The 12,728-nt window shown below is 70.8% G+C and carries 10 protein-coding genes; 8 read left to right on the top strand and 2 right to left on the bottom strand.

The window, feature by feature from the left end:
* The coding region (locus tag AC56K1_RS20260; protein ID WP_497159595.1) for an IS3 family transposase at window positions 1-86 on the top strand (86 nt) is incomplete at its 5' end.
* Between the two features lie 72 nt (window positions 87-158).
* Here AC56K1_RS20260 and AC56K1_RS20255 read toward each other — a convergent pair.
* Together AC56K1_RS20255 and AC56K1_RS20250 are read right to left on the bottom strand one after the other, a co-directional pair.
* Window positions 159-770, bottom strand: coding sequence for a YXWGXW repeat-containing protein (locus AC56K1_RS20255; protein WP_497159594.1), 612 nt, complete (start codon window positions 768-770; stop codon window positions 159-161).
* A gap of 185 nt (window positions 771-955) precedes the next feature.
* A complete protein-coding gene (locus AC56K1_RS20250; RefSeq protein WP_497159593.1) occupies window positions 956-1,171 on the bottom strand; it encodes a hypothetical protein in 216 nt (71 codons plus the stop codon).
* Between the two features lie 233 nt (window positions 1,172-1,404).
* On the opposite strand from AC56K1_RS20250, the gene AC56K1_RS20245 reads away from it, so the two are divergent.
* The 7 genes from AC56K1_RS20245 (at window position 1,405) to AC56K1_RS20215 (ending at window position 12,718) form a co-directional block, all read left to right on the top strand.
* On the top strand, window positions 1,405-4,491 hold the full coding sequence (locus AC56K1_RS20245) for a penicillin-binding transpeptidase domain-containing protein (protein ID WP_497159592.1): 3,087 nt from the start codon (window positions 1,405-1,407) through the stop codon (window positions 4,489-4,491).
* A 91-nt stretch (window positions 4,492-4,582) separates the two neighbouring features.
* Window positions 4,583-5,869 (top strand): hypothetical protein, encoded by a 1,287-nt coding sequence (locus tag AC56K1_RS20240; RefSeq protein WP_497159591.1) that lies wholly within the window; start codon window positions 4,583-4,585, stop codon window positions 5,867-5,869.
* A complete protein-coding gene (locus AC56K1_RS20235; protein ID WP_497159590.1) occupies window positions 5,866-6,414 on the top strand; it encodes a hypothetical protein in 549 nt (182 codons plus the stop codon). Before AC56K1_RS20240 ends, AC56K1_RS20235 begins: the two co-directional genes overlap by 4 nt.
* A gap of 1 nt (window position 6,415) precedes the next feature.
* A complete protein-coding gene (locus AC56K1_RS20230) occupies window positions 6,416-7,450 on the top strand; it encodes a hypothetical protein (RefSeq protein ID WP_497159589.1) in 1,035 nt (344 codons plus the stop codon).
* The gene (locus tag AC56K1_RS20225) at window positions 7,447-8,439 is read left to right on the top strand and encodes a hypothetical protein (RefSeq protein WP_497159588.1); all 993 of its coding nucleotides are present in this window, start codon (window positions 7,447-7,449) and stop codon (window positions 8,437-8,439) included. Before AC56K1_RS20230 ends, AC56K1_RS20225 begins: the two co-directional genes overlap by 4 nt.
* A gap of 65 nt (window positions 8,440-8,504) precedes the next feature.
* The gene (locus AC56K1_RS20220; protein WP_497159587.1) at window positions 8,505-10,487 is read left to right on the top strand and encodes a coiled-coil domain-containing protein; all 1,983 of its coding nucleotides are present in this window, start codon (window positions 8,505-8,507) and stop codon (window positions 10,485-10,487) included.
* Between the two features lie 8 nt (window positions 10,488-10,495).
* Window positions 10,496-12,718, top strand: a complete 2,223-nt coding sequence (locus AC56K1_RS20215; protein WP_497159586.1) for an SUMF1/EgtB/PvdO family nonheme iron enzyme — start codon at window positions 10,496-10,498, stop codon at window positions 12,716-12,718.
* Window positions 12,719-12,728: the final 10 nt, after the last annotated feature.

Genomic DNA, 12,728 nt, shown 5'->3' with positions numbered 1-12,728 from the left:
GCTATTACAATCACGACCGCATCAAGATGAAACTAAAAGGGCTGAGTCCTGTGCAATACAGAACCCAGCCCTTGGCCGCTCATTAAACCAACCGTCCAACTTTACGGGGTCAGTTCACGAGGGCGCCTTTCCCATTGTCGGACCCGCAGGAACGCGGATTAACGGCGGTACGGATTGTTGGGCCTGTCGTCCCAGCGGTTACGCACGCCGTCGCCGTCGCGATCGCGGTCGTGTTCGTTGCGGATGCCGTCGTTGTCGAGGTCGCCGTCGTAGCGGTTCGGGACGCCGTCACGGTCGGTATCGCGGTAGCCGTGGCGGTCGTGGCGGCGGCCGTCACGGTAGCCGTCGCGGCCATCACGGTAACCGTCGCGCCCATCGCGGTAGCCGCCGGCATATACCGGCTGGTAGTCACGGCGCTCGAAGCGGTCCGGCACGCCGTCGCGGTCGCGGTCACGGCCGCCATACTGGCTCCAGCGGGCCGGTTCCATGTACCAGCGACCCTGGCGTTCGCGCCAGGTTGGGGGCGCATACACATAGCCTGGACGGGCGACGATGTAATGGCCCGGCACCCAGTGGTGGCGGTGGCGACGCCATTCCCAGTAGCCTGGAGCCCAGACCTGGCCGTGGCGTGCGACGGGAATGCGTTCGTACATCGGTTCCGGCGGGGCCGAGCCGATATACAGTTGGAAGTCGGATTGCGCCAGGGCCGGCAGCGGCGCGAAGGCGGCGCCAATGGCGATCAGGGCTGCAAGGGTAAGAGTGCGTTTCATGTCGGTCTCCAGATCCAAAATGGATGACCCACTATATCGCCGGCGGTGCTGGAAAGGCAGGCTTGAAGCAGATGCTTACATCTGAAACAGATGGGGGTGGGTACTGCTGGGGGCGCTGATACAAATGGCTGTGCTGCGAGCCGCCAGCTGTCGCCCTTACGCGACAGCCGGCCGGCTTGCGGCATTCATCCACGGCTCCCTGCGGCCTGTTTTTCTTCGTCAGTGAGGCGTTTGGCGGTCACGGTGACCACGGCCACTTTGTCGCCGCTGGCAACCAGGGCGGTATCGGCGCTGTAGTTGCGGGCCTGGGCTTCCGGAATGCTCTCCAACAGGTAGCTGCCGGAGACGGCGAGGCAGATCGCGGTGACGAAGACGGCTTCCATATGCTTCATGACGTTCATGGTATTTCTCCTTGGGACTGGGTTGTCGACGGCTTGTCGATGTGTGCAATGTAGGCCAGGGCCGCACGCGCCGCGAGCCGATTGCGACGAGACGCGGAAAACGCGGAACAAGCTGTCAAAAAGCCCGCGCGAACGTGCGCACGCCATGCGCGCAATGGATGGGTTTTCAGCATCCCCCCGCTAGGCCTGGTTGATGCAGCCCATCGGTGGCTGCGCCAGCCAGCAGACCCTCGATGACAGCCACCTTCAGCCAGCTAGCCGGACAGATCGCCGCCACCCGCACCGCCTGGCGCCGCGCGCGCAACCTGCGTGCGGGCACGCGCCCGGCAGCGCGGCGGCACCTCAAGCTGAACCTGTGGCTGCTGCTGCTCGCCGGCGTGGCCGTGCTGCTGTGTGGCTTCGTGCTGGCGCAGGCGGCGCGCTCGCTGTCCGCTGCTACCGGCGGCGCCGCGCCCGAGGGGGCCTCGGCGCTGGCCGGGCTCCAGCCACTGCTCGGCGGCGTCACCATCCGGATCCCGGGCGAAGCCGGGATCGCCCTCAGCCAGCACGGCGGCGCGGCCCTCGTGGTGGCGTCCGGGATGCAGGCGCAGGCGCCGGTCCGGATCGATCTCTGCACCCAACTGGCCGACCCGCAGCGCTTGTCCCTGCTGCCGCTGCGGATCGGCTATCCCTTCAGCGAGGCCCTGAGGGCTGGCGCGCCGGCCCGCAACGCACTGGTCGCCGCGCCCGGTTCGACCATGCCGCGCGTGGAACTGCGCGGCGATGCGCGCGGCGCCCTGGGCCTGGCCTGGCATGCGGGCGCGGGCAAGGCTGCATGGATCAGCGACGCCGGCAATGGCCTGGTGGTGCGCGGGGCGAGCGGCCAGGGCCGGTTTGGGCAGGCAGGCTGGCTGGTGTGGAAGGAGGGCGCCTTGCGCTTCACGCGCCGTCCAAGCAAGGCTTGTGCGCAGGCGGGCGAGCTGCTGGTGCAGCGCTACGCGCCTGGCGCCGGCGGGGCCGCCCTGGTGCAGGCCTTCGGAGCCGGCACGGCCTTGCCGGCACTGCGCCTGGCGCCCGGCGAGTACCGGGTGCCGGCGGCAGCGCCGCGTGGACTGGAAGACGCGCGGCTGTTCGAACGCCTGCAGGACCGGGGACTCATCCGGCTGGGCCGCAACGGCCTGGCCGAGACGGCGCCGCGCGACCTGGGCGCATGGCAGGCCGCAGGGCCGGACGGGCGGGCGCCGCTGCCGGGCTGGGAGGGGGCGCGCCTGGACGAGGCAGGGCGCAAACTGCTCGACCATTTGTACTACCGCGCCGACGGCGCCTTCGTGCGCGAGCAGGTTCGGGTATTCAACAGCGAGCGCCGCCTGCTGGCCTGGCGGGTCCGCCCCGGCAGCCCTGCACAGTGGCAGGCCAGCGTGGCCGGCATGCCGGTCGCGCAGATCGATGCCCTGCCGGTGGCCGCCATGCGGCTGTTCGCGCGCCTGCCGGAAGGCTGGGCGCCATGGCGGCGAGTGGCCGCCTGGGACGATGGCGGCGCCGAGGGCACGGCCGTGCTGGCGCTGGACGCTGCCGGCCCGGTCGAGCTGCTGCTGGCCGGACGGGTGCGCAAGGTAGTGGGCGCCACGGCCGACATCCGCGGCGAATGCGATGGCCGCGCCTGCCCGGACCGCGGCGCGGTGCAGCGCGTGAGCCTGGTGCCGCAGCCGGGCGCGCGGCGCATCGTGCTGAAAGTGGAGCCGCTCGACCTCGCTGCGCTCTCAGGCAATGCCGACGCTGCCTACCGCCACCTGCGGGTCGACGGCGGGCATCTAACCTGGCATGCGCTGCCGGCTGGCGAAGGAGCGACCCACGCGGCCATGGCCGAGGTGCGGCTGGCCGACCGCCACGGCGAAGCGCTGTGGAGCGACGGCCTAGCCAGCACGGCCGCGCAGGCGGCCGGGCTCGGGACGCTGCTGGGCGTGCACCGCGATCACGCGTCCAGCGTCGCGGGCATGCTGGCGCGCATTCCCGGCCCGGCGCACGCGGCCCGCCTCACGCTCGACCTGCGCCTGCAGGCAGCAAGCCAGGCGGCGCTCGACTGTGTCGGCCTGCGCCAGGGAAAATGGGATGGCAGGCGGTGTGCCGGCGGGGCAGCCAGCCCGGCCGGACGCCAGGCCGCTCTGGTGTTGCTGGATGCCGGAAACGGCGACGTATTGGCGGCGGCGGGCGCCGGCACCGGCAGCGTCGCGCCCGCGCGCTGGCCGGAAGTGCGCGATTTCGACCGCGCCGATCCGGCGCGCAGCCCCTTGCGCCTGCCGGCTTTCCAGCACGACGGCGGCGCGCACCGGGCGCCCGGCTCGACCTTCAAGGTGGTCAGCGCGCTGGGCTTGGAGGCGGCGGCGCGCCGCGACCAGCGCTTGGCGCGCCTGCTTGCGGGCATGCCGCTGGCCGAGATCGACCGCCATGCTCGCGAAGAGGGCTATGGTTTCCGCACCGGGGCGCCGAGCTACCCGGTCGACGGCAGCGCGCGCATCACGAATTTCCGCGAGCAGCTGGCCGGGGCCCGGGCAACCGAAGGGCGTCTGGGGCTGGCGCAAGCCATGACCCATAGCGTCAATACCTGGTTCGCCTGGACCGCCGAACTGGGCGATCGCAGCCTCGGCGGACAGGCGCAGGGCGGGGCACCCGGCGTGCGCGAGGTCGAGCCGGGAGCGCTCGATGCCGTGCGTCCGGTGGCCGGCATGGCCCGCAAGCTCGGGTTTGGCACGCCGCTGCGGCTGGACGGCGGGCTGCTGCCGGCGGACTTCCGCTGGTCGGCCTGGGATGCCCTGCAGGGCAGCGCCGCGATGCTCGATCCGATCCAGACCCGCCACGAAGTGCGCCAGATGGCCATCGGCCTGCGCATGCAGGCGACCCCGCTGCAGATGGCGCTGGTGGCCGCGGCGGTCGGGCAGGGCCGGCTGGTGGCGCCGCGCCTGTTGCTGGAACTCGACGGGCGCGAGGCCATTCGCCAGCCGGGCGCGGAACTGGGCGTGCGGCTGGACCGCATCCGGGCCGGCATGAAGGGCGTAGTCGACGCCGGCACGGCGGCCGGCGCCTTCCGCGCCAGGGAGTTCAACCGCCTGCGCCCCGGCCTGTTCGGCAAGACCGGCACGGCACCCACGGGCGAGGACGGCATGGCGACGGTCTGGTTCATGGGCTGGATCGAGCCCGGCACGCTCCCTGGCCAGACCCGGCCCCTGGCCTTTGCGGCCTTTGTCAGCGAATCGAGCCTGACCGGCGGCGCCCATGCCGCTCCAATCGTCGCGGCGCTGCTGCGTTCGATGCAGGCCCGATCCCCTGAACAGAAGCCGGATTAGCCTTCTCCTGCGCGCCTCGACGATGTGTTTGTATGGCATCATCTGTTGACAATCCGCCCCCTTGCGGGTCGCCATCGAAGATGAGGAAAGCATGCGTTTGCCGGGAACCCGGTACCAGGAACACGGTTGGGAGCAGGTCCGCAAATTGCTGGGACAGTGCTCGCTGGCCGCGTTCGCCCGGTTCGATCCTGCGCGGCTGTTCGAGCCGGGCATTGATGACGCCCTGGCGGAGTATGTCGATGCCGTTGCCGGCCTGCTGGGCAGGAGTGGCAGCCGCGGCGCGGCGCCCGGCAACAGCTATGGCGACACCGCCCGCGAACTGGCGCTCACCCTGGTCTACGAACTGCAGGCGCGTCCGGCCGACTGGGCCGCCCTGTGCGCGGCGGTCGGCGCCGAGCACGCGCGCATTGGCGCCTTCTGGACGGCGCCCGGCGGCGAGGCGCTGCTGCGCAAGAAATTCAACGACCTGTATGCCGTCCTGCGAGACAAGGTCGACAGCGACAACTACCAGGCCGCATGCGGGCGTCCCTGCAGCCCGAACCGCATGTACGCCTACCGCATGCTCGACACCGCCCATGGCGAGGTGGCGCGTCTGTTCGCGGCCTGGGGCGAGCACCGCGACCAGGTCGGCGCCATTCTCGGGCGCAGCCTCGACGCGGAACCGATCGAGGCGCGCCAGCTGCGTTCGATCAGCGGCTGCCGTCCGGAGTGGATCATGCGCTGGAGCGAAACGCTGGAAAATTTCACGGGGGCGCCGGGTCCGCTGCACACCCGCTCCAAGCGCTTCGCGAGCCTGAAAACGAACCCGGACAAGATCGGCGCCATGCTGCGCGAGATCGGCGAGTACGAAACCCTCTCGGCGAACGGGGACCGCGACTGGCTGCAGGACGCGAACGACGCCACGGCCTGGCTCGACGACTACTGGCGCGTGCTGGGCGAATCGGAAGCCGCCAGCACGCCGGGACCGGACCGGGTCCTGGAAGCGCGCCAGGATGAACTCGATCTCGCCAGCCTGGAAGACGAGCTGCCTGCGCCGGCAGCCGAGCCGCCGCTGATGCTGGACGCCGGGCTGGCGCAGCGCGTTTCACTGACCCCCCGCTATCTTGAAATGGCAGCGGCCGCTCAGGAAGCAGGCAGCTGGGCAATACGCAACATGGCGGACGACTCGCTGCCGGTGCGGCTGGCGGTCTACGCCAAACTGGTCGGGCTGTTTGACGACAGCTATCCGGCCGAATGGCTCGATCCGCAAACGGGCGAACTGCCGACGATGCAGCAGCTCGCGCTGCTCGATGGTGTCTCGCTGCCGACCCTGCGCAAACGGCGCGAGGCCGCCATCGCCCGCCTTGGCGCGGCGGCAGGCATGAAGGAGGAAAGATGATGGACATGACAGGACTGGACCGCAAGCTGCAGGCGCAACTGCTGGCCGGAGCTAGGGTAGAGGGCGACCGGCTGGTGCTGGCCGACGCGGTGCTCTTGGCCGCGCTCGACGGCAGCCGGCCCTTGACCGCGGGCGAACGCGCGGCCTTGCAAGCCTCGCCCCTCACCACGCGCCGGCTGCAGGTGCTGGCCGGCCAACGGCGCGCGGCTGCGGCGCCGGCCGCCTGGCGCGGCAGCCCCGGCATGCTGCGCGCAGCCGACGGCGGCGCGCCGCTCGACACCCTGGTCACGGACGACGGCGCCTGGCGCCTGCACTTCGTGCAAGACCGGGTGATCCTGCAGCTCGATCCGCAGTCGCCCCTGGCTGCTTCGCTGCTGCGTGGCGGCCAGCGCCTGCGCGTGCGCGACGGCGCCGGCGCCACGGTCCTGCAGGGGCAGCTCGACAGCGACGGCGAATGCGAAGGTCTCTGGCCGTTCGAGCAGGCGCCGGCGCGGCATTTCCAGCAGCACGGCGCGCGCTTTTGCGTGGAGCCGTCCGGGAACTGAGATGCTGAACCTGTTCACACGGCCCTTCCGCCAGCCGACCCTCGACCTGACGGGCCTGGGCGCGGCCTTCATCGCGCTGCCGCTGGCCAAGCGAAGCACGGTGCCGGAGGGCTGCTTTGCGGTGCTCGCCAACAATCAGGGCCATACCCGGCGCCTGGGCGAAGGCGCGCGCGTCGCGATCCTCGACGGCGAGAGCGCCTGGTGCGTCCATCCGGGCCCCTATGGCTGCGACCTGACGCCCTTCGCGGGTGCGCCCGAAATCGGCTTGCGCGTGCGCTTTGCCATCGACGGCGCCGATCCGCGCGAGGCCCAGCAGCGTTTCGACCTGTTCCTGGCCAGCGAAGGCGGGCCGCAGGTAGCGCTCGCTGGTTTCGTGGCGGACCTGCAGGCCGCGTTGCAGCGCGAGCTGGCCCAGGGCAACCTGGACCTGCCGCCCTGCACGAGTTTCGAAGAGTGGAATGCCTTCCGCACCGGTTTCAACCAGCTGCTCTATACCCGCTTCGGCGTGATGGTGGACGAATGCGTGCCGGTCGACCTGGGCGCCGCGCGCGACCTGGCGGCCCTGTTGGCGGCGCGCCTGGCGCTGCAGCCCGCGCCAGGCGCGCCGCCGCCACCCCCGCAGGAAGCTTTCGACGCGGCCGCGGAAGATGCCAGGTCGCTGCGCCGCCTGTTCCTGGAGCTGCCCGGTGTCATCTGCGGCCTGCGCCTGGCCGTGTTCCCGCTTGACTGCACGACCTTCCGCCGCCACCAGGACTTGCTGCGCCGGCTTGACCTGGTCAGCCTGTCGGTGGGAACCATGCCGGCGCTGGCGCTGGCGGCGCCCAACGAGCCGCTGGCGGCCGGCGAACAGCTGCGCCGTGCGCGTGCCAGCCGGCGCGTAGCCGGCGCCCTCGACGAGGCCTGGGCCTTGCTGGCGCGGATGCAGCATTGCGAGGGCGCGAGGGTAGCCTTGCTGCTGGACGAGGCAGACCGGATCGTGGCCAATCTCGAATGTGATTGCGCGGCGCGCCGCGCGCTGCGCGAGGAGGCCGCATGAACGCGCCAAGCGTGACTTGCCGCAGCATCGCCCCCGACGGCTCGCTCTTGACTATCACCGCCACCCCGCGCCCGCGCGGGGGCCGCGCCGAAGTCAAGTGCAGCGTGCCCGATGCGCCGGACGTGGCGCAGCGCATGCAGCAGGTGGTGCGACTGGCGCGCCATACCGAGCCGCGCTTCGACAGCCGCGACCAGGTGGTGCTCAGCCTCGACCGCGCCCCGGCGCCGGGAAACCGTGACTGGGAACTGGCCGCCGTGCTGGCCGACCGCATCGTGCGCGGCGTGTGGACGCCGCAGCGGGCGGTGGTGGCGAACGGCTGGTCCGACGCCTGGCATCTGGGCCGCATCGAGGGCAACGGCTTGCGTGAGGTGCCCGTTGGCGTACTGGCCGGCGGCGAAGGCTTGCCGCATCTGGGTAGCTTGAGCGGCCATCCGGATCCCTCCGCCGCGATCTCGACGGCCGGCGCCTGGTTCCCGCTGCATAGCGGCGGCGGCGGCGATACCCTGTGCTGGGTCGAGGTGAGCGTGCGGCCCGCGACGCACGAGGAGGAGGAGGAAACGAGCATCGCGGCCCCTGGCGTGGACGCGGCCCTGCAGGCCCGGGTGCGCGCCGTGCTGGCGGGCGCGCGCCATTACGACGGGCGCGGCACGGGCCAGTGGCGAACAACGGTCCGTTTTGGCGAGGAGCGCTTCCAGGGTGGCTCCTTCGAACTCGCGCTGGTCATGGCCGACCGCATGGCGCGCGGCCGTGACTTCCTGGCGCGTGGGCGGGTGCTCGCCACGGGACAGTCGGCCAGCTGGCATGCCGGCCGCGTCGAGACGGTCGATGGGCTGGCGCCGAAATGCGCGCTGCTGCTGCGCGAAGCGGCGCCAGGCGACCGCATCCTGGTGCCCCGAGCCTGGGAGCAGGATTTGCCCTCCGGCTGGCGCGAAGCACTGCGCGAACGCGGCGCAAGTAGCGCTTGCGTGGACCGAATCGGGATCATCTGAATCCTCGGTGCCCCTGTTAGAATCGATTGAAGCAGCATGTTGCATGCAATGAAATGGAGTCGGATATGTTCCAGATGTTCGGAGTGAAAGGCGCCAGCTGCCCGCGCTGCGAGAAAAAGCAGGGGAGCGATGCGCGCTATTGCGCCGGCTGCGGCATGATCCTCGGCGCCCCGCGCAACGCGCCGGTGCTGCGCGAGAACCGCTGGGTGGCCGGGCCCGACGAACTGGCCGTGTTCTTCGGCGTGCGTGAACTCTCCGGCGTGTTCGTGAAGACCCTGCGCGTGCCGGCCACCGCCCGCGCCTTCGTCCTGCAAGGCGACAAGGCCACTGAAGTGCCCCAGGGCGAATACGAGATCGAAGGCTTCTTCACCCGCCTGAACCACCTGCTGCGCGACCAGCACGCCGAAATCCTGGTCACCCGCACCGGCGCGCTGCCGGTCGAATTCCGCTTCGACGACGTCCTCACGAGCGAACAGCTGGCCGTCAGTACCCGCTTGACGGTCAGCCTGCGCATCGAAAACGTACCGGCCTTCGCCCGCCACTTCATGACGATGCCCGGCACCATCGGCATCAAGGAACTGGCCGAGCTGTTAAGCGCGCCGGTGCGCCAGCTGGCCGAGGAATTCGTCGGCGCCCGCTCGATCCGCGAGATGGCCGGCAACCGGGAACTGCGCGAGCAGCTGGACGAGCGCCTGCAGGGCGGCCTCAAGCTCCTCCTGGCCGAGTATGGCCTGGCGGTGGTGAAGGTCGATACCGTCGAACTGCGCCACGACAAATACGACGCCAACCGCGCGAAAGTCGGCAGCCTGTGGCTGGCGGCCGACGAGCGCCACGTGCAGGTCGAGCACCGCAAGCACCTCGACGATTTGTACGATGCCGAGGAATGGCAGCGCCTGCGCCGCAGCGAGCAGCAGGCGCGCGTGCGCCAGCGCGAGGCCGAGCTGCGCCAGGATGACGCCATCGCGCGCGCCGAGCTGTCGCTGACCGGCGCCGGCCGCGCCCATGCCGTGCGCTCGCGCCAGATCGAACTGTACGCGCGCATCCTCGATGCCGGGTCGCGCAAGCAGGCGCTCGAGCGCGGCGCCGGCGAAGTGCTGGCCGAACTCGAACACGAGCTGGGCAAGAAAGGCGCCGCCCGCCTCGACGAGGTCCAGGAATGGAAACACCTGCGCGCGCTGGCGCAGGTGCGCATGCGTTCCGAACTCGAGGTCGCGCAGCAGGAAGCCCAGCAGGCCCGCCAGGTCGCGCGCCAGCGCTTCTCGCATGCCTTGCTGCAGCAGCAGATCCGCAACAAGATCGAGCAAGCTGGCCTGATCGAGGACGCCTCGCGCAAGCAGGCCGAACTCGTGCGCCTGCGCGCCGGCGAAGAAGACGCGGCCCGGCGCGCCCGCGCGATCGACGAAGAAGAGCACCTGGCCAGGTATCAGATGCTGGCCTTGGCCAACGCCGCCCGCCGGCGCGAGGCCGAGCGGCTGCAGGCATGGGAAGACGAGCAGGCGCGCCAGCAGGTCGAGGCCACCCGCACCGCGCTGCAGCAGGACAAGCTGCAGCGCACGATCGAGCTCGATGCGCGCGAGGCGCGCGAACAGCAATCGGTCCAGCTCGAGGCCGAGGAACGCCGCCACGCGCTGCAGTTACAGGAGGGCGACGCCCAGGCGCAGCGCGAATTGCGCCGCATGGATGCTTTCGCCGCGATGGACGACAGCGCCAAGCTGGCGTTGGCCGCCGCCCCGAATGCCGCGGCGCTGAACGATTTCATGAAGACCCGCGTCCATGCCACCATGGATGCCGGCCAGCTGGCGGCGCTGGCGGGCGTGGTTGGCGCCGGCTGCCTGACGCCGGCCGAAGCGCTCGAGCAGGTGAAGCAGGAACAGGCGCGCCGTGAACTGGAAATGGACAAGGACCGCCGCCACCAGGTCGAGCTGCTGGCGACGCAAGCGCGCTTTGGCACAGGGATCGTGCAGGCCGTGCGGCATTGCGCCCACGGCCACCCGGCGCGCGATGGCGACCGCTTCTGCGCGTCCTGCGGCGCGCCGGTCGCAAGCTGACGGAAGCGATGCAGACAGCCATCGACAAGATCCGGGAACTGCGTGCGCTGCACGAGGACGGGCTGCTCAGCCGCCAGGAGTTCGACCAGCGCAAGAATGCCATCCTCGATGCGGTCTACGCGCCGGCTCCCATGGCGGACGACGCACTGACGGTGCCGGACGAGGCGGCCCAGCCTTTGCGCCCCGGCACCGAGATCGGGCTGATGGCCGGCCAGGAACTGGGCCCGCAGAACCGGCGCTACCGGCTCGAACGCCTGATTGCCCAGGGCGGCATGGGCCAGGTATGGCAGGCCACCGACCTGGCCACCCACGCGGAGCTGGGCCACAGCGCCCAGGTGGCGCTCAAGATCCTGCCGCCCCAGTTGACGCAGTCGGCCAGCCACGCCAAGCTCCTGATCCAGGAAGCGACCCGCGCGCGGCGCCTGGCGCACGAGCACATCGTGCGCGTCTACGAATGGGCGCAGGATCCGGCAACGTCGAGTTATTTCATCATCATGGAATGCCTGGACGGCGAAGACCTCGACGGCCTGCTGGCGCGCGAAGGGCGGCTGCCGCTGGAGCGCGTGCTGGCACTGCTGGAACCGGTGGCCGCCGCCCTCGACTACGCCTGGGACAAGCATGGGCTGGTCCACCGCGACATCAAGCCGGGCAACGTCTTCGTCACCAAACGCGGCGAGGTGAAGCTGCTCGACTTCGGCATCGCGGCACGCGCACGCGCGGGCGCGGGCGCCGCATTGCCGCCGGACGCGCCGGGGACCTCGGGCACCGCCGGCTACCGGGCACCTGAAGCTGGCCAGCTGGGCCAGCCGGCACCAATGCTGGACGTGTACGCGGTATCGATGATGATCTACCAGATGCTCGATGGCGCGCTGCCAAGCGATCCAAGCGTGGCGCCCGTCGCCATCGAACCGCACCGGTGGGAGGTGCTGCGGCGCGGCCTTGCCCGCGATCCGGCCGCGCGCCCGCTGAGTGTGCGCGCCTTGCTGGAAGCCTTGCGCGGCGCCATGGGCCCCACGCCCGAGGAAATCGCGGCGCAGGAAGCGGCGGCGCGCGCGGAAGCCGAGAAGCGCGAGCGCGAGCTGGCCACGCGGCGCCAGTTCGAGGAGCAGGCGAAACTGGCGGCGCGTGCGGAGATCGACCGCCAGCGGCGCGAGCAGCAGCGCGCCGAGCGCGCCGCCGAGGAGGCAGCGCGGGCCGCGCGCAAGGAAGCGCTGCGCCAACAGCTGCTGGCCAGGCGCGAGGAAGAAGCGGCCAAGACCCGGCTGGCGCGGGAAGCGGCGCAGCACAAGGTAACGCAGGCGCGCGCCGCCGCAATCTATCTGGCCGAGCAACAGCGGACCCGCGACTTGCAGGCGGCGCGCACGGCCGACGATTTGGCCCGCTTGACGCCGGCACTGGAGAGCCCGGTGCCCGACGGTGAAGGTGTGCTGCGCGATCCCTTCCTCGACGGCGCCGGGTTCGGCCCGGCGCTGGTGCTGATCCCGACCGGCCGCTTCCAGATGGGCTCTCACGAGCATGAACGACGGATCGCGATGGAGGCGGGCGCGCAGGAGAAGTGGCTGGAGCGCGAAACCCCGCAGCGCTGGGTCGGCATCGAGCGCCCCTTCGCCATGGGCCGCTATCCGGTCACGGTGGGCGAGTGGCGCGTGTTCGTGCAGGCCACCAGCTGGCAGCCGAAGGGCGAGGTGCACTGGGATGCCCCGGGCTTTGCGCAAACCGATGCGCACCCGGTGGTCGGGGTGAGCTGGGACGACGCTATTCAATACCTGGCCTGGCTGGGCGAGGCCACCGGAATGGCCTACCGCCTGCCGAGCGAGTCGGAATGGGAATACGCCTGCCGCGCCGGCACCAAGACCGCCTTCAGTTTCGGCGACACGATCAGCCCGGAGCTGGCCAATTACGATGGCCGCTTCAGCTACAACGGCGGCCCGCTCGGCGCCTACCGCCGCGGTACCACACCGGCCGGCCTGTTCCCGCCCAATCCCTGGGGGCTGTACGACATGCACGGCAACGTCTGGGAATGGGTGCAGGACGCCCTGCACGCCAACTACGAAGGCGCGCCACTCGACGGCAGCGCCTGGGAGAGCGGCGGCGACCCGGCCCGCCGCATTTTGCGCGGCGGTTCCTGGCTCTACAATCCGCGCTACCTGCGCTCGGCGCTGCGCAATGCCTTTTCCAGCTCCCTGGCGAACGACATCGTGGGCTTCCGGGTGGTGCGCGAGCTGGCCTGACGGATGGTGT

The sequence above is a fragment of the Telluria sp. ZB4P37 genome, assembly GCF_059685855.1.
This window is presented reverse-complemented; position numbering and strand designations above follow the sequence as displayed.

Excerpts from the sequence above, each read along its gene's own strand:
- AC56K1_RS20240 (WP_497159591.1), top strand. The coding sequence starts at position 4,583 with ATGCGTTTGCCGGGAACCCGGTACCAGGAACACGGTTGGGAGCAGGTC.
- AC56K1_RS20250 (WP_497159593.1), bottom strand. The coding sequence starts at position 1,171 with ATGAACGTCATGAAGCATATGGAAGCCGTCTTCGTCACCGCGATCTGC.
- AC56K1_RS20215 (WP_497159586.1), top strand. The coding sequence starts at position 10,496 with ATGCAGACAGCCATCGACAAGATCCGGGAACTGCGTGCGCTGCACGAG.
- AC56K1_RS20230 (WP_497159589.1), top strand. The coding sequence starts at position 6,416 with ATGCTGAACCTGTTCACACGGCCCTTCCGCCAGCCGACCCTCGACCTG.
- AC56K1_RS20225 (WP_497159588.1), top strand. The coding sequence starts at position 7,447 with ATGAACGCGCCAAGCGTGACTTGCCGCAGCATCGCCCCCGACGGCTCG.
- AC56K1_RS20245 (WP_497159592.1), top strand. The coding sequence starts at position 1,405 with ATGACAGCCACCTTCAGCCAGCTAGCCGGACAGATCGCCGCCACCCGC.
- AC56K1_RS20235 (WP_497159590.1), top strand. The coding sequence starts at position 5,866 with ATGATGGACATGACAGGACTGGACCGCAAGCTGCAGGCGCAACTGCTG.
- AC56K1_RS20220 (WP_497159587.1), top strand. The coding sequence starts at position 8,505 with ATGTTCCAGATGTTCGGAGTGAAAGGCGCCAGCTGCCCGCGCTGCGAG.
- AC56K1_RS20255 (WP_497159594.1), bottom strand. The coding sequence starts at position 770 with ATGAAACGCACTCTTACCCTTGCAGCCCTGATCGCCATTGGCGCCGCC.